The following is a 26,716-nucleotide window of genomic DNA, read 5'->3' on the forward strand; positions in this document are numbered from 1 at the left end:
TTCAGATGTTAATAAAACACCTTATTAAGCTATCATTCCCACATATTGTATATGGGAGTGATAGCTTAATTTTTACGAATCATTCGTCATAGTAATAATTCAGTCACTAAGGGTGTCTATTGGTGGTCGAACAGCGTGTATGTAACAATTTTCATTTTATATAAATTCATAACGAAATATCTTCGATATAGCATATTCAAGAAAATGCTATATCGAAGATATTTTATATTATTTCATTTGTTTGTGTTTTCCTACCGGGGAATTTTTTTTAGTTTGATCGTTTGCTAAATTTGCGATAATCAATACCGCGCATATCGCACCAATCGATAATATCTCTTTGGAAGATTAGATCAGTTTTTTGTAATTCTTTAACTGAAGTTTTGCCTAACAAAGTCATGATGGCAATCATCTTTTCTTTCCAGGCTTTCACTGTTTCAATTGTTTTTTCTGGGCCGTCATTTACGACCATATGGAGAAATTGTCCAGATAGACCAACAGCTTCTGCACCCAAACTCAATGCTTTAATAATATCGTAAGGGGACTTAACGCCACCAGAAGCAAGGAGATGAACATCATCAGCCATGTCATGTGCTTCTAGTAAGGAAATCACTGTGGATTGGCCCCAATTTTCTAAATCATCGTAGGAGAAAGTGATACGGCGCGCATTTTCGATGGCTGCGAAGTTTGTTCCGCCACGACCGGAAACATCCACCCATTCAACACCAACGTTAATTAATTGTTGAACGGTCTCACGGCTCATTCCGAAACCAACTTCCTTGACCATAACAGGGACACCAACGTTCGCAACGATTTGCTCGATTTGGTTTAGCCACATTGAAAGGTCTCGATCACCTTCGGGCATAACCAATTCCTGAGGTGCGTTTACATGAATTTGTAAGGCATTTGCCTCCAGGATCGCAACTGCTCGTTTGGCATTTTCGACCGAATGATGTGCCCCCACGTTAGCCAATACGAAGCCATTCGGGTTTACTTCGCGAATAACCCGGAAGCTATCAGATAATTCCGGATGTTTAATGGCGGCACTCACTGAACCTGAAGCCATCACTAAATTTAACTCTTTGGCCACTTCAGCCAGTCGCGCATTGATGTCTTTGGTTTTATCACTTCCACCAGTCATCCCATTGATGTAAAAGGGAAGGGGCATGTCATGCCCGAGCATATGTGAGGCCAAAGAAACATCATCTGTTTTAATTTGTGGAAAAGAGTGATGAACGAACCGTATTTTCTGGAAATCTGATTGACTGGCAGTTTGATATTGCTTCTCCGCCAATTCAACATGCTCGTCTTTACGTTTTGAATCGATGTTCATGTAGAACCCCCTTAATCTTCTTGATAAACTTCTAATGGCAATGGATGAATTCCATCTGCTTCCCACTCACTGAACAACAGTGGTATCGCTCCTGGGTTATCAATTAATACAATTCCACAGTCACCGCCCCCAGCACCGGAACTTTTGGAAGCTCCGCCAAATTTCTCAGCGGTTTCGATTAATTTCTCCAACAAAGGAGTTTCGATGGAAATACCCGTTTTTTCCGCTAAAGAGCGCAAGAGAGCACGGTTTTTGCGAATCCCATCTTTAATGGCGCTGACATTACTTTGGTCAAATGCCTCAATTAATTTTTGAACAACACTTTTACTTTCACGTAAAAATTGTGGAAAAAAATCCGCCATATCTTGACGTTTATTGTTTACCTTATCGACCAAGTGCGCAGTAGAAGCAGGGCTCGCAGTCCATCCTATCAGCAATTTTAAACTTGTGGGTACTGATAGCCGACGAATCATCAAATCCGGCCAATCCATTGCTAATAATTCTGTAAGTGTGACTTCTTCTAATTTTTGCTTCACCCATTCTCGATCGAAACAAGTATAAGCAATCCAGCCTGTATAACAGCTTGCAGCAATATCCCCGAAAGAACCATTGCTCTTAACAGAAAGATGGGCCAAACTTGCTAATTTGTAGACGAATTCCGGAGTGAATGGAACGCCATAAAATTTCAAGAGTGCTTTAATGGTAGCTACCGTTACAGCACCACTAGAACCAAGTCCGTATTTTTTTCCCTTGGCGTTATCCAATTCACTTTCAACCGAAAGGTGGAAAAAGACTAATTCCTTTTGTTGCTCTTTTATATATTCTTCGGTTACTTTCACTGCCTGTGTAATATAAATAAAAGGATTTTCACGTTCATCGATATAAAGTGCGCCATCTTGCCTTGTCCACGGAACAGGCAATCCACCATTCAACGTGGAGTGAATCGACCCTTCACCGATTGCTTCCTCTAAAGAGACCGTTATAAATTGGTTAACGGCTACAAGGATAGCAGGGTGAGCATTTGTTACGACGGCATATTCACCTGCAATAAATAATTTCCCCGGTGCACTAGCTTTTATCAATGTTCTCTTCCTTTCTACGTGAGTGACCAATCATACTCAGCAGCTTCTTCAGGAGTTAAGGAACGAATTCCCTTTCCCGGACCGCTGATTAATAATTGTTCGGTTGAAAAATACGCAGTTAGTTTTTCTTTAATTTTTTCAGCTTCGGACAAACGGCATAATACCTTCACGTTTGGACCAGCATCCATGGTAACATAACATAAAATCCCTTGTTCCCGCAACTCTCGAACCGCTTGTATCGCTTTTATACTATCCGGTTCAAAGTAAATAATAGGGGTCGCTGCACCCATCATCGACCCATGCATTTTCATTGCGCTGTGTTCCGTGATTTGGCCTAATTTCTCAAAATCTTGTACCTGGATCGCTTTTTTTATGGCGACTAAATCTTTTTCTGCAGATTCTACCCAAGCTGGATAGAAGGGGGAGGTTTCAACCGTTTGTTTCATTCCTAAGCGGCTGGATATTTTTTTTGCAGATTTATTGACTGCGACGATAACCATACCGATATCCCAATCAGCATCATCTACAGGAATAGCCATTGAATCCTTTGAAGAGGATCCTTTTTGCCATTCGACGAAACCGCCAAACAAACTGCGGGTCGCACTTCCAGAGCCACGTCTGGCAAAAGTAGATAATGTCTGCAGATCCATGTTTAATCCCATGGCCATATTTAGTGCACCTGCTAATGCAGCAAAAGCAGATGCTGACGAGGCGAGGCCAGCTGCGGTGGGGACGTGGTTCACACTATCAACATGGATGAATTCATTCCTATTCGCTTCTTTACGAAACAAATCCAGGAAATGTGATATTTTAGCCGTTTCTTTTTCTGACTGCAGCTGTCCATTCAATCTGAATTGATCTTCGGTGAAAGCATCTGAAATTTCAACAAATGTATCGGTATACAAACCGTTCAAAGTTAATGACAGACTGCTATTCATGGGGAGGAAAAGTTCTTCATCTGCTTTTCCCCAATATTTGATCAGGGCGATGTTGGTATGTGCTCTTACTGCGGCTTTACTCACACAGTCACCTCCTGATTTAAATAAGTAATCCAGGTCTTAACAGCACCTTTTTCTTCCAAAATACGAGCGATGTTTTTTGCTTCCGCTTCAGTAGCTGCTAGGGCAATCATACAACCACCGCGGCCACCACCCGTTAATTTAGAACCGAGAGCACCTGCTGATTTTGCTGCAGCCACTAACTGGTCTAATTCTTTACTGGATACCCCAAGATCATTTAATAGGAGATGAGCGTTATCCATTGCTTCACCTAATTTTTGTGGCTGGTTTGTTTCTAGATAATGTTTGGCTTTTTCTGCCAATTTGCCTAATTGGTGAATTTCATTTTCCGTCTGTAACTTGGTGTCTGTGTTAAGACGTTCAGCAATACTTCCAACTGCAGCTTTCGTTTGACCGGTAACTCCCGTATCGCCCACAATTAAGTAGCCATCTAGTTGTAATTCAAATTCCGTAAAAGGTTGCCCTTTGCGATAGAATACAGGGTGCTCACCACTGGTGGTTACAGCGTCCAGACCACTCGGATTTCCGTGCGCAACTTTTTCAGAAACATCTACTAATTTTAATAGTGTCTCGTGTGTTAAATCTTTATCGAAATAATTGTAAATAGCACGTGTAACAGCTACTGAAACGGCTGCACTCGAACCCATGCCTCTTTCTGGAGGAATGGAGCTTGAAATTGAAATAGCTAAAGCTTCTTTTTCTTTACCAATGCTTTTCAGGGCCGTCTCAATAGCCGTTTTTAAACTTTGAAGAATTTCAGGCATATCTTCTGCTATCCCGCTGTAATAAGAGCAATCAATAATTGTCGCGTCAGTTGCAGGTGCAACCGTTGCAACAACTTCGACAGCTGGAAAGGGAAGAGCGATTGAAGGTTCCCCATAGACAACCGCGTGTTCGCCCATGAGAATTATTTTTCCATGGGACAAACCTTTTGCGTGTTTTTCATACATGTGACATCTTCCTTTAACTTAAAATTTGTTAGCGCATAAACCATGACAAAATAAATGGCGCAGCATATAACGTCATGAATTGAATCCCATAGTTCATGCCGAGGCGATTCAGATTCCCACAGATAAAACCAATTAGCATAACCCCGAAAACATTCAATAATCCAGCATCCATATAAGCCAATAGGAGTACCAAGCCAATAAACAGACCAAGCACGGCCTCATGGGGAATCTTAGTCAAGACAAATGTTGTGATTTGGGTTGCATAGCGTAAAGATAGATAATAAACCAAACCGATAGAAAGGCCGGCACCTAAAAGAATCGCCAGCGTGAATTCACCTTGTGTCAGTGTGTGGTGGATATTGTTTTCCATTGAGAATACAGGTGGGGCAGTGAACAACGCGCCACCAGGTCCAATCGCAGCTGGGGATAACGGAATTCCCAAAGCAACCACACAAATGATAATTCCCGACAAATAGGTTGACTGCGCTAAAGCACTCATTGTAATAATGGATGTACTTGCTTTTTCCAAAGAATCTTTTTTCCGTTTTCCTACTATTTCACCAAATAAAATAATGATGCCAACAGGACTTAGAACAAATAGGAAAGTTGAAAATAAAGAAGATAAGGCCGCGCTGATGGACTCATCTTTTTTAATAATTTTGAAGGGATTAAAGGTTAATCCAGCATTTGATAATGATGGGATCAATGTTTCTTTGAGCGAACTTGTTTCAGCACCCTCACGTGTTGTTTTCGTTAGGAATGAAAGTAGACTCACTAATAAGGGTCCTACTGTGATGCCCAGGAAAAATGAAGTCGTCACATTTTTATCTGGTGATACTATCCCCAAGTCCCAGTAAATGGTACGCAAGCTTTGAAACAACATAGCCAAAGGAATGATCATGGCAATTGATAGAAGCTTTGCTTTTCCCATTAAAGATAGGAAAATGGCACCAATCACGAACAATATGCTTGCGTATTGTTTGATGATTTCAGCATGTGGCGCAATGAGGTTCGCAATCAATAAGCTGGTCGGAACGGCTATTGCAACCCCAATCAATGACCCAGCAGCAGATTTACGAATGTTCTCATGGGTCAAACCAGCTTTTTTCATGGTCATCGCATGCTCAATCATTGGCGTTGATAAAACACCGCCCGGCAAACCAACGACCAATGTTGGCATGGCATTCATCAAATTCAAAGATATAATCGCCGATATAAAGAAAGTCAGGACCACAATAGGGTGGACGCCAGACAGAACAACCGCCAAAGTTATAGGCATCAACACTGCAGTTTCATCCGTGCCAGGTATAAACCCGATGATTGTATATAGAATAGTCGCTCCAATTGAAGCAAGTATCATCTGAAATAATACGATCATATCCATTCTATTTTCCCTCCCGATTTTTACTTTGTTGGATATCTCGTTTGGGCTTAATCGTAATGGAGTTAATTACCATAGCCAATACAGCACCGCCCAGACCAAAAAACAACTGTCTAGTCGTATCACCAGATGGCGCAACAAAATAGCCGACCATTGTTAGCCCGCCTGATAGGATAATAGCTTGGATCAAGTCCTTGGAGCTGACCAAGTCTCCCCAAAGTTCAAGATATTTTTGTTTATTATTCAATATCATCTCCACCGCTTCTTAATATTCTGTTTTTATATCCTAATTCTAGCAAAGAACAACACAAAGTAAACAAAACTTGTACTAATTTAAGAAAACTTAACCGCAATATTGGGAAAATTTAATATAAAAAACTTGTGTATGAAAAAGTAGGAGATTGACTAAAGTTTATAGTTTTTATATCCCAATCTATGATACAATAAGCAAAAATTCAAATTGCCGGAAAGGATTCAGGATGATTCCAAATAGTAATTATTACCAAATCAATCGTAATGAGTGGAAAAACTTTCATCAAGAAGATGTGCCAATTTTGTCGGAAGACAAACTGGAAAGTCTTATTTCATTGAATGATAAGTTGTCACTCGCTGACGTGAAAGACATTTACTTGCCATTGGTCGAGGTAATTGATCTGTATGCAAAAAATTATCGTAATCTAAGACGAGTGAAAAGTTTGTTTCTAGATCGCCCATATGAACCAGCTCCGATGATTATTGGCGTTTCTGGTAGTGTAGCTGTAGGAAAGAGTACAACTGCCCGTGTATTACAAAATTTGCTTGGAAAATTCTACCCTGACAAGACAATTGGGATGTTGACAACAGACGGCTTTCTCTATCCCAATGCTGAATTGATCAAGCGAGGTATTTTGAATCGTAAAGGGTTTCCAGAAAGTTATGATATGGAGAAATTGATTCAGTTTCTTTTAGATGTTAAAATAGGTAAGCCCAACGTCAAGTACCCGGTTTATTCTCACCGAATTTATGACGTCATTTCTGATGAATTCAATGTTATTCACGAACCCGATATTTTAATTGTGGAGGGAATAAATGTTCTTCAACTTCCTTCCAATCAACAAATCTATGCGAGCGATTTTTTTGATTTTTCCATCTACGTGGATGCTGAAGTCGAGAATATCGAAAAATGGTACATTGAAAGGTTCGAAATGTTGATGGATTTGGCCCAAGGGCAACCGGATAATTATTACTATAATTATGCCATTGGCGATAGGGAAGAAGCAATTGCAATGGCTCGTGGTGTTTGGAAAAGTGTAAACTTGAAAAACTTACAAGAGTTTATTGCACCAACCATGACCCGAGCAGATTTGATTATCCATAAAACAGATAACCATCATATTGATTATTTGAATATTAAAAAGTATTAATTGGAGGGAAACATATTCATGACTACAGAAATTAGCAGTGTCGAAAAAATAATTGTATTGGACTTTGGAAGCCAGTATAACCAACTGTTGACACGTCGTATCCGCGAATTCGGCGTTTATTCAGAGTTACTGTCTCATAAGACAAGTGCTGAAAAAATCATGGCATTAGGAAACGTGAAAGGGATTATTTTCTCAGGCGGACCGAATAGTGTCTATGCAGAGGGTTCATTTGCAGTCGATCCTGCAATCTATGATTTAGGATTGCCGATACTGGGCGTTTGTTACGGTATGCAATTAATGACTACTCAATTTGGTGGAACAGTAGAGAAAGCTGCTAAACGTGAATATGGTAAATCAGATATTGAAATTTTACGGACGACTGATCCACTATTTTCGGGGTTAGAACGAACTGAAACTGTTTTGATGAGCCATGGTGATTTGATTACCGATATTCCTGTTGGTTTTGAAGTTACTGCTACAAATGCGCAGTGTCCAGTAGCGGCATTCTCGAATGTAGAACGTCAATTTTATGGCGTTCAATTCCATCCAGAAGTACGCCATTCTATTCATGGCAACGAAATGTTGCGTAATTTCGCATTTGACATTTGTGGCTGTAAAGGCGATTGGTCTATGGCTAATTTTATCGATTTCGAAGTAGATAAAATTCGCGAAACAGTTGGGGACAAAAAGGTGCTCTTGGCGCTTTCTGGTGGTGTGGATTCCTCAGTAGTTGGGGTATTGTTACACAGCGCGATTGGAGACCAATTGACATGTATTTTTGTTGACCACGGTTTATTACGCAAGGGCGAAGCAGAAGCGGTAATGGAAAGTCTTTCTGGTAAATTTGGGTTGAACATCATTAAAGTGGATGCCAAAGACCGCTTCATGTCTAAATTGGCAGGCGTTGCTGATCCAGAGAAAAAACGTAAAATTATCGGTTCTGAATTCATCAATGTATTTGATGATGAAGCAACTAAACTTGATGGTATTGAATTCTTGGCTCAAGGAACTATCTATTCTGATGTCATCGAGAGCGGTACTGATACAGCGCAAACTATCAAGTCTCACCATAACGTGGGTGGTTTACCAGAAGATATGCAATTCAAATTGATCGAACCTTTGAATACCTTGTTCAAGGATGAAGTTCGTGCGCTTGGTATTGAATTAGGTATGCCTGAAAGTCTCGTTTGGCGTCAACCATTCCCAGGACCAGGTCTAGGGATTCGTGTCCTTGGTGAAATCACGGAAGAAAAATTGGAAATCGTTCGCGAATCTGATTTTATACTTCGTGAAGAAATCAAGAATGCTGGTTTAGACCGCGATGTTTGGCAATACTTCACAGTTCTGCCGGGTATCAGAAGTGTTGGCGTGATGGGCGATGGCCGTACTTATGACTACACTATTGGTATTCGTGCAGTAAACTCAGTAGACGGTATGACATCAGAGTGGGCACGTATCCCTTACGAAGTATTGGATCTTATCTCACGCCGTATCGTTAACGAAGTAAAACACGTTAACCGTATCGTGTATGATATTACGAGCAAGCCACCAGCAACCATTGAGTGGGAATAATCAAAGATATAAAAAAACAGAGAGCATTGGCTCTCTGTTTTTTTATTTGGAATTTTCAGAAATCCTTACAAAAAATAAAAAAATGTATTGCAATCCCCCAAAAAAAATGTAAAATAAAAACTCGAGATTAGGAAATTAATCTCCCAAGAATTTTTGACCATTTCGTAAGAAATTATAGCCATACGGACAGCTCGGTCAAATGCCGGTTAACGGCAACTTCTGTTGCCTTATTGAACTTTTATAAGTTGGTTACTATAAACCGTGTGCTGCTAGCATGCCCACTTGTGAAATCAATAAGAGTAGTAAAAGTAATTCTTGCTATATAGACTCTGATCCCAAATATAACGACACGCATATTTTCTGCCTGTCGGTCTATTTGTGAAATGTTGAAACGGATAACACAAGTGTGAACGGTACTTTACCAGCGCACTTGTGTTTTTTTATGTAAAAATTTTGTGGATGGAGTAGTGAGATGGACCAGAAATTAAAGCTGTATGGATTCAATAATTTAACAAAGTCATTAAGTTTTAATATCTATGACGTTTGTTACGCAAAAACCGAACGCGAACAACGCGACTATATCGCTTATATTGATGAACAATATAACTCAGAGCGTTTGACACATATTTTGACTCAGCTGACAGAGATGATTGGTGCAACCGTTTTGAATATCTCGAAGCAGGATTATGACCCGCAAGGCGCGAGCGTCACAATTCTGCTTGCTGAAGAGAGCATGCGGGCAAATATGGATGGCGAAACAATTGTCGGGCACCTTGATAAGAGTCACGTGACAGTCCACACCTATCCGGAATTTCATCCGGAAAAAAGTATTGCTACTTTCCGAGTGGATATTGATGTTGCCACATGCGGTGAAATCACTCCGCTCAGTACGTTGGATTTTTTAATCGGTAGCTTTGATTCTGACATCATCACCATGGATTATAAAGTCAGAGGATTCACAAGAAATGTAACCGGTCAAAAACTATATATCGACCACAAAATAACTTCAATCCAGGACTACATCGACGATGAAATCCTGCAAAAATATGACACAGTTGATGTGAATGTCTATCAAAATAATATTTTCCACACCAAAATGTTGGTTAAAGAAATGGATTTACAAAATTATTTATTCAAATCCGATGTTTATGAAATTGATCCAAAAAAACGCATGGAAATTATGACCAATTTGCGCCAGGAAATGATAGAAATTTTTAGTGGCAGCAACATTTATTTAGGAGGTTGAAATGTACAAACTTGACCAATCACGAGCACCGATCATGGAAGCTCTAAACGAAATGAAACATAATCGCTTAGTCCCATTCGATGTTCCCGGGCACAAACGTGGACGAGGCAATCCCGAATTGACAAAGTTCTTGGGTGAGAAAACCATGAGCATTGATGTCAACTCGATGAAGGCACTTGATAACTTGACTCACCCGGTCTCGGTTATTCACGAATCCGAAAAACTGGCAGCCGATGCATTTGGGGCAGCCCATGCTTTCTTGATGGTGGGGGGTACAACTTCGTCTGTTCAAGCCATGGTTTTTGCGGCCACAAAACGTGGCGAAAAAATCATTTTGCCACGTAATGTCCATCGCTCTGTGATCAATGCCATGGTGTTGAATGGTGCTGAGCCCGTTTATGTGAACCCTGGTACCAATAAACGTTTGGGAATATCGTTAGGGATGGCGGTTGAAGACGTTAAAAAAGCGATTGAAGCACATCCGGATGCTAAAGCCGTTTTTGTCAACAATCCGACCTATTACGGCATTTGCTCCAACTTGAAGGAAATTACCGACTATGCGCACAGCAAAGGAATGTTGGTTTTGGTGGATGAGGCGCACGGCACCCATTTTTATTTCAGTGATAAACTCCCTGCAACAGCTATGGAGGTAGGGGCGGACATGGCCAGCGTATCGATGCATAAATCGGGCGGGTCGTTGACACAAAGCTCCTTCTTATTGATTGGTGAAAAAATGAATGTCGGTCATGTACGCCAGACCATCAACTTGACCCAGACAACAAGTGGTTCCTATCTGCTGATGTCAAGTCTGGATTTATCCCGTAAAAACTTGGCTCTGAACGGTCAGGGGATTTTTGATAAAGTACTTGAACTTGTCGAATATGCCCGCAAAGAAATCAACGAAATTGGTGATTACTACGCATACTCCGACGAAATTATCGATGGTGACACCATTTATGATTTTGACCGCACCAAGCTATCCATTAACACGTTTGAGACCGGATTGGCCGGTGTTGAAGTGTATGACTTGCTGCGGGATGAATATGACATTCAGGCCGAATTCGGAGATATGGGCAACCTGTTGGCTTATGTTTCAGTTGGGGACCGGGAACGCGATTTAGAGCGTTTAGTCGGTGCTTTGTCTGAAATCCGCCGTCGTTACAAAAAAGATAAAGCGGGTATGATTGACCATGACTATATCAATCCGATCGTGAAGACCACCCCACAAGTAGCTTTCTATGCCGATAAAATCGTTTCTTTACCTTTAGCCGAAACAGTCGGCCGGGTCTGCAATGAATTTGTGATGGCTTATCCGCCGGGAATACCAGTCTTGGCTCCAGGAGAAGAAATTACCCAAGAAATTGTTGATTATATCGTCTATGCCAAAGCAAAAGGTTGTTTTATGACCGGTGCAGAAGATATGAATATTGAACGTCTGAATGTGTTGGAGGAGGTATGAGAATGGATTTATGGTACAACGAGTTTCATACGAAAAACGTAAAATTATCAATTAAAGTGGACCAACAGTTGTATAGCGGTCAAAGTGAATTTCAACGCATTGATGTCTTTCATTCACCGGAATTCGGACGTTTTTTGACCTTGGATGGATTCATGATGTTAACGGAAAAAGATGAATTTATTTATCACGAAATGATTGTCCATGTACCGATGGCAGTGAATCCTGCTATTAAAAAAGTACTGGTCATCGGTGCCGGCGATGGTGGGGTTATTCGCGAATTAACGCGCTATGAAACAATCGAACATATTGATATGGTTGAAATCGACGAAGAAGTTGTGGACGTATGTGTAAAATATTTGCCACAAACAGCCTGTGCTTTTGATGATCCCCGCGTCCATTTGCACTATCAAGACGGCTTGAAGTTCGTGCGGAAGTTTGAAAATGAATATGATTTGATCGTTGTCGATTCGACAGATCCGTTTGGACCAGGCGAAGGGTTATTTACAAAAGAATTTTATGGCAATTGTTTCAAAGCCCTGAATGAAGCGGGTATCATGGTGAATCAACATGAGAGTCCCTTTTACCAAAATGATGCCATTGCCATGCAACGTGCACATAAACGCATCATAGAATCTTTCCCGATTGCTAAAGTCTATCAAGCACATATTCCTACTTATCCTTCTGGGCACTGGTTGTTTGGATTTGCATCTAAATCTTTCCATCCGTTGAAAGATTTGGATGGCGCAGCGTGGGACGCATTGGGACTAAAAACGAAATATTATAATCCGGCTCTGCACCGCGGTTCGTTTGCATTGCCGAACTATGTGGAGGACTTATTGACAGATGTTGAATAGAAATATCGAAACCTTTATTGGTTGTGAAAGTGAATACTCAGAAGCAGAACTTGTCATTTTCGGTGCTCCTTATGACAGTACGACATCCTATCGTCCGGGTACTCGCTTTGCCGGAAAGGAAATGCGTTCTGAGAGTTTTGGTATCGAAACGTACAGTCCTTATCAGGATAAGGATTTGTTGGATATCCATGTATTTGATGGCGGTGAATTAGAATTACCATTTGGTGGACCTGAACGAGCATTGGATATGATTACGGATTATACGGCCCGTATATTGGCGGATGGCAAGCTACCGGTCATGATCGGAGGCGAGCACTTGGTTACCTTGGGAGCGGTGCGTGCTGTTGCGGAAAAATACCCGGATTTGCATATTATCCAGTTTGATGCCCATGCCGATTTGCGAGATGATTATTTGGGACAACAGTTGTCCCATGCGTGCGTCATCCATCGTTGCTGGGATATTCTCGGGGATGGTCGCATTTTCCAATTCGGGATTCGTTCCGGTGACCGCAGTGAATTTGAATGGGGTAAGGACCATGTCTACACGGAAAAATTCACTTTGGATACTTTGGAAGATATCGTTTCCCAGTTGGAAGGGAAACCCGTTTATTTGACGATTGATTTTGATGTGCTGGATCCTTCCGTTTTCCCTGGAACGGGAACACCGGAAGCAGGCGGCATTACCTTCAATGAATTGTTAAAAGGAATTTTGACAGTGGCGCCATTGAATATAGTTGGGGCAGACATCAATGAATTATCACCAAAACTGGATGCAAGTGGGGCCTCCACTGCAACGGCATGTAAAACGTTACGTGAGTTACTACTCGCTTTAAATACAAATAAGGAGATGAAATAATGGGTAAATGTATGATTATCGGTGCAGGGGGCGTTGCTTCTGTAGCAGCGCACAAATGTGCACAAAACAGCGAAGTATTTGAGGAAATTATGATTGCAAGCCGCACAAAATCAAAGTGCGACAAAATCAAAGCAGATTTAGAAGGTAAAACAAAAACCGTTATCCACACAGCACAAGTGGATGCGGATAACGTTGATGAATTGGTCACATTGATCAATGAATTCCAACCTGAAGTTGTCTTGAACTTGGCATTACCATATCAAGATTTAACGATCATGGAAGCCTGTTTACAAACAAAGACCCATTATGTGGATACAGCAAATTATGAACCAACAGATACAGCGAAATTTGAATACAAATGGCAATGGGAATACAAAAAACGCTTCGAAGAAGCGGGCATTACGGCTTTGTTGGGAAGTGGCTTTGACCCTGGTGTAACGGGAGTGTTCTCTGCTTATGCGATGAAACATTATTTCGATGAAATCAACTACATCGATATCTTGGACTGTAACGGCGGCGACCATGGTTATCCATTCGCGACCAACTTCAACCCGGAAATTAATATCCGCGAAGTCAGTGCAAATGGTAGTTATTGGGAAAATGGTGAGTGGGTTGAAACTGAACCAATGGAAATTAAGCGTAGCTACAATTTCGACCAAGTCGGTGAAAAAGATATGTATCTCTTACACCATGAAGAACTAGAATCGCTGGCTTTAAATATCAAAGGCATCAAGCGAATCCGCTTCTTCATGACTTTCGGAGAAAGTTATTTGACACATCTAAAATGTTTGGAAAATGTTGGCATGACGAGTATTGAGCCCATCGAATTCGAGGGCAAACAGATTGTGCCATTGCAATTTTTGAAAGCTGTCTTGCCTGATCCTGCTTCTTTGGGACCTCGCACGAAAGGGAAGACCAACATTGGTTGCATCATGCAAGGGAAAAAAGATGGCAAAGATGTTACTTACTACGTGTACAATGTTTGCGACCATGAAGAAGCTTATAAAGAAGTTGGTTCGCAAGCAGTCAGCTATACAACTGGTGTGCCGGCAATGATTGGCGCCATGATGATTATGACTGGTACTTGGCAAGGCGCCGGTGTTTATAACATCGAGGAATTTAATCCAGATCCATTCATGGATGCCTTGAACAAGTGGGGTCTGCCATGGCAAGAAGATTTTAATCCGGTGTTGGTTGATTAATGAACCGACTAGATATATTACAACAAGTTCAAACGCCAAGTTATGTCATAGACGAACAGAAATTAATCGATAACTTGATCATTCTACGCGGCTTGGAAGAACGGACCGGCTGTCACGTTTTGTTGGCACAAAAAGCTTACTCTGCCTTTGCCACATATCCGCTGATTCGCCGATACATTAGTGGTGCAACTGCTAGTGGGTTGTACGAAGCGCGTTTGGGACATGAAGAGATGCAGGGTGAGAATCACATTTTCGCCCCAGCCTATATGGAACATGAATTTGATGAAATTTTGGAAATTTGTGATCATATTGTTTTCAATAGCTTTGCCCAATGGGAGAAATACAAGAACAAAATCAAAGGGAAAGCAAGCTGCGGGATTCGTATCAATCCTGAACATTCCACCCAGGGGAATCACGCTTTATATGACCCCTGTGCACCCTGGTCTCGATTTGGCGTAACAATTGATAATTTTAGAGAAGATTCATTGGATGGAATAGAAGGTCTCCACTTCCATACCTTATGCGAACAGGATTCAGAAGATTTAGAATCAACGCTGGATGTCATCATTGAAAAATTTGGTAAGTATTTACCCCAAATGAAATGGATCAATTTCGGGGGTGGACACCATATAACCCGCGATGGATATGATATTGAAAAGTTGGAGCGTTGCATTAAACGCATGCAAAATGAATTTGGGCTGGAAGTCTATATAGAGCCTGGAGAAGCAATTGCCCTTAATGCAGGCTACCTGGTTTCTTCCTTATTAGAAGTCGTCCACAATGATATCAATATCGGGATTTTGGATACATCCGCAACTTGTCACATGCCTGATGTCCTGGAAGTTCCTTATCGTCCGGTCATTATTGACAGTGGGGAAATCGGAGAAAAAACTTACCCTTATCGCTTTGGCGGTAATACCTGTTTGACAGGAGACATCATTGGAGATTATTCCTTCGATGAACCTTTGAAGGTCGGCGACAAATTCGTCTTTACCGACATGGCCATTTACTCGATGGTTAAAAACAATACCTTCAACGGTATTGCCTTGCCCTCCATTCGTTTGTTGAAAACAGATGGTACAGTCCAAACAATCAAAGAATTCGGTTATGAGGAATTCAAAGAAAGATTGTCTTAATAAATGAACCAGTTCCGGGAATTCCTGGGCTGGTTTTTTCATAGTTTAAGGTTTTAAAAGTTGCTTTTATTTGGCGGAGGCGACGATTAAATTTTGTTGTTTGAGCTCATCGTCGCGATTTACCAAAAAAACGACGATGAGCTGTTTAGTAAATTGTTAATCGTCATTAATTGGCAATTTTGCGCCTATTAGCTACTCCCTCATTTTCTCATCGTCGCTTTTTTATATCAAATGTTAATCGGAAAAAATCTGGTCGTTATTAACGTTGGGAGTTATCGCGCTTGCAAAAAAAGGGAAACTTGCGGACAATGGAAGTAGTACGTTGAAAGGGTGGATGGAATGATTATTAAATTATTAGAACCATTACGTGTTTCAAAGGAAATGATTGATGAACTGGCAAAGCCTCTCATTGATATGGGGCATGAGTTTGTCTACTATGATAAAAAAACAACTGACACGGAAGAATTAAAACAACGCAGTAAAGATGCGAATATCGTTATTATTGCGAATAATCCTTATCCGGCTGCAGTGATTGAAGCTTCCGATAACTTAAAATTGATTAACGTTGCTTTTACAGGCGTCGATCACGTGGATGCCAAAGCTGCAAAAGATAAAGACATAAAAATTGCGAATGCGGCAGGCTATTCGGTTCAATCTGTTCCGGAACTTGCTATTGGCTTGACGTTGGATGTTTATCGTGGACTTACTGCAGGGGATGCAGCCATTCGCCAAGCAAATTTCCCGGGACCTTTCCAAGGTCGTGAAATCAAAGGGAAAACAATTGGTATCATCGGGACAGGGCAACTAGGAACGAAAACAGCGGAACTTTATAAGGCCTTCGGAGGAACACTGATAGGTTATAATCGTACCGAGCATGAAGAGGCAAAACAATTAGGCTTGACTTATCACGACTTGGAGACTGTAATGGCAGAAAGTGACATCATTTCCGTCCATTTGCCATTGACGGATGACACACGCGGTATTATCTCTAAAGAAATGATTTCCAAAATGAAAAAGACTGCAATCATTATCAACACTGCTAGAGGTCCAGTTATTGATAATAAAGCCCTTGCTGAGGCTTTGAATGCGGGTGCTATTGCTGGGGCAGGTATTGATGTGTTTGATATGGAACCGCCTCTACCGTTGGATTATCCATTATTGGATGCCAAAAATGCTGTATTAGCGCCTCATGTTGGTTTCCTGACTGATGAAGCCATGGTACTGAGGGCGCAAATCGTTTTTGAAAATGCCTTGGCATTCTTGAAAAATGAACCTCAAAACATTGTGAACATTTAGAAATTTGAATTGTCAATATAAGCTAGACCGTCTGCAGAACCTTGCGGGCGGTTTGTTTTTATTGGAAAGAATTCAAAGAAGTTCCTAATTCTGAAGTTGAATAACACAAAGCTCTTAAAATTCGTGTATACTAGTAAAAGAGATTTTTGATGGAGCGATGTCATGAAGAAAATAGAAACAGTATTAAAAGAATTTTATGGATATGATTCTTTTCGGCCTGGACAAAAAGAATTAATTGAATCCTTGATGAACGGTCAGGATGTCTTGGGGATTATGCCGACTGGTGGCGGTAAATCTTTGTGCTACCAAATTCCAGCAATCACCCAAGAAGGAACTGGTCTTGTCATTTCCCCGTTAATTTCCTTGATGAAAGATCAAGTTGACGCTTTGCAAACGATGGGAGTACGGGCAGGGTATATAAATAGTCAATTGGATACGGCTGCTTACCGGGAAACAATGGATAAAGCTTTATTCGGCTATTATGACTTATTGTATATCGCTCCGGAACGGATAGGGAGCGAGCACTTCTTAAATACCATTCAACATATGAATATAAATCTTATTGCAGTAGATGAAGCCCATTGTATTTCGCAATGGGGCCAAGACTTTCGTCCAAGCTATCAGACCATTCCCCAGTTGCGGGATGTAGTCGGGGCGGGTGTTCCTTTCGCTGGTTTTACTGCGACGGCTACTACCTTGGTGAAAAATGATATCATCCAGCAATTGCGTCTGCAGTCACCTCACGAATTCGTAGCGAGTTTTGACCGACCGAATTTGTATTTCTCGGTTATTTCTTCCAAGCAAAAAAGCAAGGATGTTTTACGCTTCATTGACAAAGAAGGTTCGACCATTATCTATTGTAATACCCGCAAAAATGTCGAAACCGTATATAATAATTTAGCCAAAAAAGGACTTCCCGTAACTTACTATCATGCTGGTATTTCTGCGCACGAACGTAACAAGAATCAGGACGATTTTATTTATGATCGCAAATCAATTATTGTTGCGACAAATGCCTTTGGAATGGGTATCGATAAATCCAATGTACGCAAAGTGATCCATTATAATATGCCTTTGGATATGGAAAGTTATTATCAAGAAGCAGGGCGGGCAGGACGTGATGGCGCACCTGCCGAGGCTATACTTTTGTACTCAGGGCAGGATATCATAACGAATACTTTTTTGATCGAACAAGGAAATCAACCACATGCCAAGGAAAAATTAAACCGCATGATTTCTTATTGCAAAACGGGAAAATGTTTACGTCGTTTTATATTGAATTATTTTGATGAAGAAACGAGCTGGACCCGCTGTGAAAATTGCTCAAACTGTGACGGTCATACAGAAACGGTAGACGTAACGGTAGAGTGTCAAAAGATTTTGTCTTGTATTTATCGTATGGATCAACGTTTTGGTACTGGAATGGTCACCGATGTTTTACGCGGTAAAAACAATGAACGTATTCGCCAATTTAAATTTGACCATCTTTCAACTTATGGTATCATGGCAAAATACACGGATAGCAGTATCAAGGATATTATTTCTTTGATGTTAAGTGAAGGCTATCTGGCTTTGTCAGGTGATAAGTATCCAATCCTCGTTTTCACTCAGAAAACAAACGAATTATTGCTGGCAAAAGATACATTGTTGATGACACGGAAAATATTGGATGAACAGCCGCATACCATGGCTGAAGTAGTCGATTATGACGAAAGTTTGTTTGAAGAACTGCGTCAATTACGTTTGGAAATTGCGCAAGACATAGGAAAACCACCCTTTGTGGTCTTCACAGATAAGAGTTTAATCGACATGGCTGATAAACTACCAACCACAGATCAAGAGTTTCTTGCTGTTCATGGTGTTGGACAAAGTAAGCTTGTCAATTATGGTGAAGCATTTATGGAAATAATTAAAATTTATAAGGAGTCAAAGTAGTGCGTAAGAAGATAGGAATCGTATTATTGATACTCATCGGCTACATTTTTTGGGGTACCAATGCACTAGAAATAAATCATCTAACAATCAGAGATGACGAAATACCAGATTCATTCGATTCATTTAAAATTGCTCAAGTTTCGGATTTACACAATAAGGATTTTGGTTCCGACTTAATTGATAAGATTGCTGAAGAAAATCCAGATATGATTGCCGTGACGGGGGACCTCATTGACAGCACGTTTCCTGATTTAGATATTGCTATAAGTGTTATTGAATCGTTATGTGAAATTGCTCCGGTTTACTATGTAACGGGCAATCACGAAGCGAGTCGATTCGATTTATTCACTAAATTGGCTAAGCAAATGGAAGCAGCCGGCGTTAACATGATGGACAATCACCAGATTAAGATTGAAAAAGATGACGAATCCATACGAATCCTGGGGCTTGAAGATCCTAATTTTATTAATTCAGCACTTTCCTTTGAAGATAAATATGAAAGAATGCATCAAGAACTAAAGAAATTAGTTACCGATGAAGGGTACCAAATTTTGTTATCCCATCGCCCTGAAGAGATGTCGAGTTACGTCGAGGAAGAGATTGATCTTGTTTTGAGTGGGCATGCTCATGGCGGGCAAATTCGTTTGCCAATTCTTGGAGCTCTGTTTGCACCCGGGCAAGGCTTTTTCCCAGAGTACTCGTTGGGAACATATACTGAGAAAAATACAACTATGGTTGTGAATCGCGGACTCGGAAACAGTGGGATACCATTCCGTTTTATGAATCGACCAGAGGTAATAATAATATCGCTCGAATCAAAATAAAACCATGAGGTTGGAATTTCTGGCCTCATGATTTTTATTTTCCAGATAATGTAACCGCTTTAAAATATAATTGTCTTAATTATTGAAAGCGTTATATAATAGAAGGGAAGGTGGGTGATTGCATTGGAAAAAGCTGAAAAATCGAAGCGAAATAAAACATTAGCTACGAAAATAGAAGAAGGTCAAACCTATTTATCACGTTGTTCCAAGATAACGGAACCACCAACTAAAGAACAAATCTTAAACCAGACTATTATTGGAGATACCTTCGAGGTATTGCCTTTACTTCCCAAAGAAAGCGTCGATTTAATTATCGTTGATCCCCCTTATAATTTGGCAAAAAACTATCATGGTCATCATTTTCCTAAACAAAAAACGAAAGATTATCAAGATTACACTGAGAAATGGTTAATGTCTTTGTTGCCTGTTTTGAAAGAAAACGGGAGTTTATATGTATGCTGTGATTGGCAATCGAGTTTAATCATCGGCCCGATATTAGCCAATCATTTAAATATCAAAAATCGCATCACTTGGCAACGTGAAAAAGGGCGCGGATCGCATTCTAATTGGAAAAATGGAATGGAAGACATTTGGTTTTGTACCAAGACTGAAAAATATACATTTAATGTAAATGATGTAAAGGTAAGGAAAAAAGTTTGGGCTCCTTATACAACGAATGGAGTTCCCAAAGATTGGGAAGAAACGAGGGAAGGGAACTTCCGCGATACCCATCCATCAAATTTTTGGGACGATATCACCATTCCTTTTTGGTCTATGACTGAAAATACAGCTCACCCTACTCAAAAATCCGAAAAGTTAGTTGCCAAGCTTATATTAGCCAGTTCCAACCCGGGAGATATCGTTTTGGACCCATTTTTGGGATCGGGCACGACCAGTGTAGTGGCCAAAAAACTGGGCAGAAACTATATTGGCATCGAGCAGAATGAAAGGTACTGTATTTGGGCAGAAAAACGATTGGAAATGGCAAATGAGGATGCTAATATTCAAGGATACCGCAATCAAGTATTTTGGGAACGCAATACAATGGTTGAACAAAATAAATATGACAAATAAAACACAGAATTGAGTAATCTGTGTTTTTTTGTTTTAAATAATGATTGACAAAGGGTTTCTGACTCTGTATGATAAGGAGCATGTTTTAATCTAATTTTAATTTAAACGGAGGATGTTTTATGGAGAAGAAAAAGCTTGGCTTAGTTCCCAAATTGATTATTGGTATTATATCAGGTGTTGTATTGGGGTCCTTCGTATCCGAATCCATCATGAGTATTTTTGTAACGTTTAGTTCTTTTGTGTCAGCGTATATTTCATTTATTATTCCACTTATGATTGTAGCCTTTGTAACAGCTGGAATTGGGGAACTAAAATCTGGAGCAGGGAAATTACTGGGATTAACGTTAAGTTTAGCTTATGGTTTTACGTTGATTTCTGGAACATTTTCTTACACCGTATCACGCTTAATTTTCCCTACTTTCATTAATGAGGCCGCAACTGCAGCTATAATGAATGGGAATACGGAAACAGTGGCACCGTTATTTACGATTCCACTGGAACCATTGTTTGATGTGACATCAGCGTTGGTATTTGCATTTATGATGGGGTTAGGAATTTCTGCTTTACGTGGAAATGAGAAAACAAGTAAAATTGGCGATACGATGGGAGACTTTTTCAATGGTTTCCAATACATCATTCAAATGGCTCTAGAGAAAACGATAATCCCCTTATTACCTTATTACATTGCTGCAACATTTACGTTGATGAGTTATACGGGTGAAGTATGGCGAGTATTGAGTATCTTCTGGCGCGTCTATTTAATCATTTTCGCAATGCATTTCTTGATCTTGATTTTCCAATTTGGTGTAGCTGGTGCGGTAACAAAAACCAATCCATTTCCATATTTGAAAAATCAAATTCCGGGATGGTTGACTGCTGCGGGGACACAATCCTCTGCGACAACGATTCCGATTAACGTTAAAGTTGCTGAAAAGAATGGCGTTTCAAAGAGTATACGTGAATTTGTAGTACCATTAGGTGCAACGATCCATTTATCGGGCAGTATGGTTTCCCTGACGGCTTTCTCCGTCGCTATTCTTATGATGAATAACATGGAAATGGGCTTTGCAACGTTTGCGCCATTCATCATGATACTAGGTATCAGCATGGTTGCAGCTCCAGGAGCTCCGGGTGGGGCAGTTATGAGTGCTCTCCCATTCCTACCACTTATTGGTATTGCTTCAAATGGACCATTGGCGAGTTTGATGATTGCTTTGTACCTAACACAAGACAGCTTTGGAACAGCATGTAATGTTTCCGGTGATAATGCAATTGCCTTGATTGTTGATAAAATCAAAGGACGCTTTGGTATTGCAGAGGAAGAAGAATCAGAAGTTTTTGTGGAACAACCAATAGTGGCTCAAAACGAAGCCTAAATCAAAAACACCTTTCAACTTGGTTTGAAAGGTGTTTTTGATTTTTTTGGCTGAGTATCGAAGAAAAGGTGCGGCGTTCCGGCAGTCCATATAATCCTGAACGCCGCATTTTTCTAAAAAGTGCGGCGTTTAGAATTATTTTATTCTCACAGAGCCGCATTTAATAGAAAAATGCGGCTTTCCGCAACCATCTATATCCTGAACGCCGCACTTAGTAGCTCAAGTGCGGCGTTCGTACGTTTTAACCACGCTAATCGCCGCACTAACTAGGTGGTGGTTATTGCAGCGGATTTTCTGTTGGACTATTGCTTGAGACTTACTGGAAAAATGATGAGCTTTGCTGTGAGAAGCGTATTAAATATTCATCCTTTGGTCTTACAATTAGGACATGAAGGAATGGTATAATAAATTCAGAAAGACTGGAGGAGGTTTTATTATGATTAAAGGATGGAAGAATCTGGCAATCTCTTATGGTTTGCCCTTGATTATTCTCATGGTTTATTGGTATTTTTCCTTGACACCATTAACGTTTCAATCTTTAGAATTTTGGTTTAATTTTCTACTTTACTTCGTGGCTAGTGCTGGGTTGTCGTATTTACTTGATGCGCGAAAAGATGCAAAATTACTAAAGGTTAATGGCACCATCATAGGTTTTGGAATCCTGGCGTTGATTATTGGATTGATTATCGGTTTGCCAATTTTTCGTTCAAGAAGTTACGCCGACCTTATTACACATCAAGAGGGAGATTTCGCTGAAGATGTGGTAGTAACGAATCCAAGTGAGATTCCAACCATAGACCGCGATATGGCGGAACGTTTGGGAAGTCGTAAAATCGGGGAAGTATTGGATTTGGTTTCGCAATTCAATGTCTCTGATGAATTTACCCAAATTGTTTACAATGGAGATTCCGTTCGTGTTTCCCCTCTTGAATATGTAAATGTGTGGCGCTGGTTTAGTAACCGTAGTGAAGGGATTCCTCATTATGTCATGGTAGATATGGTTACGGGTGAAGCTGATTTAATTAATCCCGACGAAAATATTCGTTACTCTCATTCAGGCTTTTTGAATGATGACATTACGCGTCATATTTTCTTGCAACATCCCACAACCTTGTTCGAACATCCCGTTTTTGAAATTGACGAAGAAGGGCATCCATTCTATGTTGCTCCGATCGTTAAACGTCAATTCAGTTTCTTGGGGCCAAAAGATGTTGTTGGAGCCTTTATCGTGGATGCTGTTACTGGTGAAATCACACGCTATAAATTGGAAGATATCCCAGGATGGGCAGATCGGATTTTCCCAGCGGATATGATAATGGATCAGATTAACTACAATGGCCAGTATCAAAGTGGTTTCTGGAATAGTATGATCACAAAACGAGGTGTCATTCAAAATGCTGAAGGCTACAACTATATTGTAATCGAAGATGATTTGTACCTTTATACCGGACTGACTTCGGTTGCATCTGATGAATCTAATATTGGATTTGTATTAGTCAACTCCCGAACAAAAGAATCAAATCGTTACAACATCAGTACTGCGACTGAATGGAGTGCGATGGATAGTGCGGAAGGTTCTGTCCAGGAAAAGGATTATACAAGTACATTCCCATTACTCTTTAATATGAACGGAAAACCTGTCTATCAACTATCCTTGAAGGATTCTGCCGGCTTGATTAAATTATATGCTTTCGTGGATGCATTAAATTATCAACGTGTAGGGATTGGCAACTCCTTGCAACTAGCATGGCAAGCTTATAACGGAGGAGAAGTCATTATTACAGATGAGGATCCGATCTTGGAAGGCGAAATAGCCACCGTCGATGGCACTGTTAACTTAATTCAGGCAGTGGTTGTAAAGGGTGAAACTGTTTATTACCTAACACTGGAAGGAAATGACGCAGATATTTACACTGTCCCGGTCAGCCTGAACAAAGCTTTGCCGTTTTTACAAGCCGGAGATAAAATTAATCTGGAATTACAACAAGAAGCCGTTATCAGCATCACAATCGAATAAAGATAGAGCAGCATGAAACCAACTAGTTTGGTTTCAGCTGCTTATTTTTATTTACCTTTTTCATTTCATCTTTAAACAGAATGGACTATACTAATCGCAGAAAGAGTTATTTTAGTGAGGTATCTAAAAAAATAGGGGCGATTAGAATGGAACCTAAAATGGTGTCGTACTGGAGTATTCCCTTGCCAGAGGCTTTGGAAGCAGTGCAATCTGGCATGGAAGGCTTAAGTTCAACAGAAGCTGCTAAAAGGTTAAACATTTATGGAGAAAATGCGCTGAAAACAAAAGAAAAATATTCAACTTTTCGTGCTTTCTTGAATCAGTTCAAAAACCCAATCATTTTGATTCTCCTCTTCGCGACCATAGTTTCAGGGTTAACGGGTGATTGGTTTGATGCCCAAATCATTCTGTTAATTGTCTTAATCAGTGCTATTTTGAGTTTTTATCAAGAGTATAGCGCCAATCAAGCCATAGAAAAGCTGAAATCCAATGTACAGGTGAAATGTTCAGTAAAAAGAGATGGTTCCTTTGTTGATATAGCTTCGCAGTACATTGTTCCGGGTGATATTATTCAACTTTCTACTGGTAGTTTAATTCCGGCTGATGGACTTATTTTGGTTAGCGATGATTTATTTGTAAATCAATCCGTTCTAACTGGAGAATCGATGGCTTCTGAAAAACACGCGAATCTTGTAGAAAGGGATAGCTCCCTAGAAGAAAGATCAAATTGTGTATTTATGGGAACAAGTGTCTTCATTGGGACAGGTTTGATGGTGGTCATGGAGTCTGGATCGCGCACCGAATATGGCAATATTGCCGAACAATTAACAGCGCTCATGCCGGAAACTGAATTCGAACGAGGGGTGCGCCATTTTGGTTACCTCTTAAGTCAAATTATGTTGATTTTAACTTTAGTAGTATTTGCCATTAATGTTTTATTAAGTAAACCAGCAATAGATGCTTTGCTTTTCTCGGTAGCATTGGCAGTTGGCATTACCCCACAATTATTGCCTGCTATAACGAGTATTACGTTATCATCTGGTGCGAGAGTGATGGCAAAAAATGGCGTTATTATCCGCCGTCTTAATTCAATCGAAAATTTTGGAAGTATGGATACATTATGTACGGATAAAACCGGAACATTGACAGAAGGTGATCTCCAATTATCAGGTGCTGTTGATTGGAAGGGGGAAGAGTCTGAAGAGGTTTTCCGGCTCGCTTACTTAAATGCCACTTTGCAAAAAGGGATGAAGAACAATTTAGACGAAATTATTCATAATTCTCGCAAAATCAATATCGAAAATGTGGAAAAACTAGATGAAATTAGTTTTGACTTCACCCGTCGTCGGGTGAGTGTTTTATACCGGGAAGACGGCATTTCCAGTTTAGTGACCAAGGGAGCGTTCAGCAGTGTCTTAGAAGTCTGTAAGTATGTTACCGTTGAGGGCAAGATACAGGTAAAAGATGCTGTTTTGACTGCTGCCATTGAAAAACGTTATAAAGACTGGAGCGATCAAGGTATCAGAGTGCTTGGATTAGCTTATAAGGCGGGTAGTTTCCCAGCCTCACTTTCTGTTTCGGATGAAAGAGACATGATATTCACGGGTTTTCTTCTCTTTTATGATCCACCAAAAGTTGATTCAGCAACTACACTCGCAGAATTAAAGCGTAAAGGCGTTGGAGTAAGGATTATTACGGGAGATAATAAATTCATCGCGTTGCATACCGCTGAAACCGTGGGACTCAAAGTAACAGGTATTATTACTGGAAAAGAATTAGCCGTCATGAGTGATGAAGTTTTATGGAAAAAAATTGAGGAAACGACAGTTTTTGCAGAAGTCGATCCAAATCAAAAGGAACGGATTATTATAGCATTGAAGAAAAAAGGCCATGTGGTGGGTTATATGGGCGATGGTATTAATGATGTAACAGCACTTCATGCAGCTGATGTCAGCATAACAGTTGATAATGCTGTGGATGTGGCGAAAGAGTTAGCGGATATTGTATTGATGCAAAAAAGTTTGGCGGTCTTGAGTCGAGGGATTGAAGAAGGGCGGACGACTTTTAGTAATACGCTGAAGTATATATGGGTAACGACGAGTGCCAATTTTGGAAATATGTTCAGTGTCGCTGGTATTTCCATGATTTTGCCTTTCTTTCCACTTTTGACTAAACAAATTTTATTACTGAATTTTATGACGGATTTTCCCGCTCTGGCGTTATCCAGTGATAACGTTGATAATGACGTACTTAAATCACCACAAAAATGGGACATGCGTTTTATCAGGAATTTCATGCTGACGTTCGGGCTACTAAGTTCAGTTTTTGATTATGTTACAACTTTCCTCCTTTTCACTATTTTTCGAGAATCCCAAGGTCAATTCCAAAGTGGATGGTTTGTCTTTTCAATATTTACCGAACTTGTAACCTTGATGGTAATGCGAACCAAAAAACCTTTCTATTTGAGCAAACCTGGTAAGATGCTGGCATTTTTTTCGGTGTTTCTTGGTATATTTACGCTAATACTTCTTTATACACCTCTCGCAAAGGTCTTCAGCCTTCAACCTATCCCATTGTCAATACTACTCATGTTGGGCGGACTCTTAATCCTCTATGTTTTTTCCATGGAAATTATAAAAAAAATTTTTTATCAACACGCTCAGAAAATGTGAAACAAATTATTTCGAATTTGAAATATATTCAT

Annotated in this window: 21 protein-coding genes; 15 read left to right on the forward strand and 6 right to left on the reverse strand. The window is 40.2% G+C overall.

Features of this window, described 5'->3' with window-relative positions; translation table 11 throughout:
• Positions 1–268: 268 nt before the first annotated feature.
• Genes fni through ACTU7M_RS02840 form a run of 6 tightly spaced genes read right to left on the reverse strand, consistent with a single transcriptional unit; the run spans position 269 to position 6,009 of the window.
• Complete coding sequence (gene fni, locus ACTU7M_RS02815) at positions 269–1,330, reverse strand: type 2 isopentenyl-diphosphate Delta-isomerase (RefSeq protein ID WP_443472857.1); 1,062 nt, start codon at positions 1,328–1,330, stop codon at positions 269–271.
• 11 nt (positions 1,331–1,341) lie between these two features.
• Complete coding sequence (locus ACTU7M_RS02820; RefSeq protein ID WP_443472858.1) at positions 1,342–2,412, reverse strand: phosphomevalonate kinase; 1,071 nt, start codon at positions 2,410–2,412, stop codon at positions 1,342–1,344.
• Positions 2,413–2,426: 14 nt separating this feature from the next.
• Positions 2,427–3,434 carry a diphosphomevalonate decarboxylase gene (mvaD, locus tag ACTU7M_RS02825; protein ID WP_443472859.1) on the reverse strand — a complete coding sequence of 336 codons (1,008 nt, stop codon included), beginning with the start codon at positions 3,432–3,434 and terminating at the stop codon, positions 2,427–2,429.
• A complete protein-coding gene (gene mvk / locus ACTU7M_RS02830) occupies positions 3,431–4,381 on the reverse strand; it encodes a mevalonate kinase (RefSeq protein WP_443472860.1) in 951 nt (316 codons plus the stop codon). Before mvk ends, mvaD begins: the two co-directional genes overlap by 4 nt.
• A gap of 28 nt (positions 4,382–4,409) precedes the next feature.
• Entirely contained in the window at positions 4,410–5,765 is a 1,356-nt protein-coding gene (locus ACTU7M_RS02835) for a tripartite tricarboxylate transporter permease (protein WP_443472861.1), read from the reverse strand.
• A 1-nt stretch (position 5,766) separates the two neighbouring features.
• Positions 5,767–6,009 carry a hypothetical protein gene (locus tag ACTU7M_RS02840; protein ID WP_443472862.1) on the reverse strand — a complete coding sequence of 81 codons (243 nt, stop codon included), beginning with the start codon at positions 6,007–6,009 and terminating at the stop codon, positions 5,767–5,769.
• 232 nt (positions 6,010–6,241) lie between these two features.
• Between ACTU7M_RS02840 and coaA the strand changes: the two genes are divergently transcribed.
• From coaA to mgtA, 15 genes are all read left to right on the forward strand, one after another.
• On the forward strand, positions 6,242–7,165 hold the full coding sequence (gene coaA / locus ACTU7M_RS02845; protein WP_443472863.1) for a type I pantothenate kinase: 924 nt from the start codon (positions 6,242–6,244) through the stop codon (positions 7,163–7,165).
• 18 nt (positions 7,166–7,183) lie between these two features.
• On the forward strand, positions 7,184–8,737 hold the full coding sequence (guaA, locus tag ACTU7M_RS02850; RefSeq protein WP_443472864.1) for a glutamine-hydrolyzing GMP synthase: 1,554 nt from the start codon (positions 7,184–7,186) through the stop codon (positions 8,735–8,737).
• A 472-nt stretch (positions 8,738–9,209) separates the two neighbouring features.
• Positions 9,210–9,983, forward strand: coding sequence for an adenosylmethionine decarboxylase (gene speD / locus ACTU7M_RS02855; RefSeq protein WP_443472865.1), 774 nt, complete (start codon positions 9,210–9,212; stop codon positions 9,981–9,983).
• 1 nt (position 9,984) lies between these two features.
• Entirely contained in the window at positions 9,985–11,442 is a 1,458-nt protein-coding gene (locus ACTU7M_RS02860; RefSeq protein ID WP_443472866.1) for an aminotransferase class I/II-fold pyridoxal phosphate-dependent enzyme, read from the forward strand.
• 2 nt (positions 11,443–11,444) lie between these two features.
• On the forward strand, positions 11,445–12,296 hold the full coding sequence (gene speE, locus ACTU7M_RS02865; protein WP_443472867.1) for a polyamine aminopropyltransferase: 852 nt from the start codon (positions 11,445–11,447) through the stop codon (positions 12,294–12,296).
• Positions 12,286–13,152 carry an agmatinase gene (gene speB / locus ACTU7M_RS02870; RefSeq protein ID WP_443472868.1) on the forward strand — a complete coding sequence of 289 codons (867 nt, stop codon included), beginning with the start codon at positions 12,286–12,288 and terminating at the stop codon, positions 13,150–13,152. The genes speE and speB overlap by 11 nt, the downstream gene beginning before the upstream one ends.
• A complete protein-coding gene (locus tag ACTU7M_RS02875; protein WP_443472869.1) occupies positions 13,152–14,354 on the forward strand; it encodes a saccharopine dehydrogenase family protein in 1,203 nt (400 codons plus the stop codon). The genes speB and ACTU7M_RS02875 overlap by 1 nt, the downstream gene beginning before the upstream one ends.
• Positions 14,354–15,490 carry a carboxynorspermidine decarboxylase gene (nspC, locus tag ACTU7M_RS02880; protein WP_443472870.1) on the forward strand — a complete coding sequence of 379 codons (1,137 nt, stop codon included), beginning with the start codon at positions 14,354–14,356 and terminating at the stop codon, positions 15,488–15,490. Before ACTU7M_RS02875 ends, nspC begins: the two co-directional genes overlap by 1 nt.
• Before the next feature lie 339 nt (positions 15,491–15,829).
• Entirely contained in the window at positions 15,830–16,786 is a 957-nt protein-coding gene (locus ACTU7M_RS02885; RefSeq protein ID WP_443472871.1) for an NAD(P)-dependent oxidoreductase, read from the forward strand.
• Between the two features lie 162 nt (positions 16,787–16,948).
• The gene (gene recQ, locus ACTU7M_RS02890; RefSeq protein ID WP_443472872.1) at positions 16,949–18,721 is read left to right on the forward strand and encodes a DNA helicase RecQ; all 1,773 of its coding nucleotides are present in this window, start codon (positions 16,949–16,951) and stop codon (positions 18,719–18,721) included.
• Positions 18,721–19,545, forward strand: coding sequence for a metallophosphoesterase (locus tag ACTU7M_RS02895; RefSeq protein ID WP_443472873.1), 825 nt, complete (start codon positions 18,721–18,723; stop codon positions 19,543–19,545). Before recQ ends, ACTU7M_RS02895 begins: the two co-directional genes overlap by 1 nt.
• Before the next feature lie 114 nt (positions 19,546–19,659).
• A complete protein-coding gene (locus ACTU7M_RS02900; protein ID WP_443472874.1) occupies positions 19,660–20,619 on the forward strand; it encodes a DNA-methyltransferase in 960 nt (319 codons plus the stop codon).
• Between the two features lie 119 nt (positions 20,620–20,738).
• Positions 20,739–21,995, forward strand: a complete 1,257-nt coding sequence (locus ACTU7M_RS02905) for a dicarboxylate/amino acid:cation symporter (protein ID WP_443472875.1) — start codon at positions 20,739–20,741, stop codon at positions 21,993–21,995.
• A 436-nt stretch (positions 21,996–22,431) separates the two neighbouring features.
• Positions 22,432–24,012: a hypothetical protein gene (locus tag ACTU7M_RS02910; RefSeq protein ID WP_443472876.1), complete on the forward strand. Its 1,581-nt coding sequence runs from the start codon at positions 22,432–22,434 to the stop codon at positions 24,010–24,012.
• A gap of 146 nt (positions 24,013–24,158) precedes the next feature.
• The gene (gene mgtA / locus ACTU7M_RS02915) at positions 24,159–26,684 is read left to right on the forward strand and encodes a magnesium-translocating P-type ATPase (RefSeq protein ID WP_443472877.1); all 2,526 of its coding nucleotides are present in this window, start codon (positions 24,159–24,161) and stop codon (positions 26,682–26,684) included.
• The last annotated feature ends 32 nt before the right edge of the window (positions 26,685–26,716 follow it).

It is taken from the genome of Jeotgalibaca sp. A122, from assembly GCF_052266715.1.
In the GTDB taxonomy this organism is placed as follows: Bacteria; Bacillota; Bacilli; order Lactobacillales; family Aerococcaceae; genus Jeotgalibaca.

What these genes read in the sequence shown, in the direction of transcription:
- guaA (WP_443472864.1), top strand. Translation starts at nt 7,184, where the DNA reads ATGACTACAGAAATTAGCAGTGTCGAAAAAATAATTGTATTGGACTTT.
- nspC (WP_443472870.1), top strand. Translation starts at nt 14,354, where the DNA reads ATGAACCGACTAGATATATTACAACAAGTTCAAACGCCAAGTTATGTC.
- ACTU7M_RS02885 (WP_443472871.1), top strand. Translation starts at nt 15,830, where the DNA reads ATGATTATTAAATTATTAGAACCATTACGTGTTTCAAAGGAAATGATT.
- ACTU7M_RS02905 (WP_443472875.1), top strand. Translation starts at nt 20,739, where the DNA reads ATGGAGAAGAAAAAGCTTGGCTTAGTTCCCAAATTGATTATTGGTATT.
- ACTU7M_RS02835 (WP_443472861.1), bottom strand. Translation starts at nt 5,765, where the DNA reads ATGGATATGATCGTATTATTTCAGATGATACTTGCTTCAATTGGAGCG.
- mvk (WP_443472860.1), bottom strand. Translation starts at nt 4,381, where the DNA reads ATGTATGAAAAACACGCAAAAGGTTTGTCCCATGGAAAAATAATTCTC.
- ACTU7M_RS02860 (WP_443472866.1), top strand. Translation starts at nt 9,985, where the DNA reads ATGTACAAACTTGACCAATCACGAGCACCGATCATGGAAGCTCTAAAC.
- speE (WP_443472867.1), top strand. Translation starts at nt 11,445, where the DNA reads ATGGATTTATGGTACAACGAGTTTCATACGAAAAACGTAAAATTATCA.
- speD (WP_443472865.1), top strand. Translation starts at nt 9,210, where the DNA reads ATGGACCAGAAATTAAAGCTGTATGGATTCAATAATTTAACAAAGTCA.
- ACTU7M_RS02910 (WP_443472876.1), top strand. Translation starts at nt 22,432, where the DNA reads ATGATTAAAGGATGGAAGAATCTGGCAATCTCTTATGGTTTGCCCTTG.
- speB (WP_443472868.1), top strand. Translation starts at nt 12,286, where the DNA reads ATGTTGAATAGAAATATCGAAACCTTTATTGGTTGTGAAAGTGAATAC.
- recQ (WP_443472872.1), top strand. Translation starts at nt 16,949, where the DNA reads ATGAAGAAAATAGAAACAGTATTAAAAGAATTTTATGGATATGATTCT.
- fni (WP_443472857.1), bottom strand. Translation starts at nt 1,330, where the DNA reads ATGAACATCGATTCAAAACGTAAAGACGAGCATGTTGAATTGGCGGAG.
- coaA (WP_443472863.1), top strand. Translation starts at nt 6,242, where the DNA reads ATGATTCCAAATAGTAATTATTACCAAATCAATCGTAATGAGTGGAAA.
- mgtA (WP_443472877.1), top strand. Translation starts at nt 24,159, where the DNA reads ATGGAACCTAAAATGGTGTCGTACTGGAGTATTCCCTTGCCAGAGGCT.
- ACTU7M_RS02875 (WP_443472869.1), top strand. Translation starts at nt 13,152, where the DNA reads ATGGGTAAATGTATGATTATCGGTGCAGGGGGCGTTGCTTCTGTAGCA.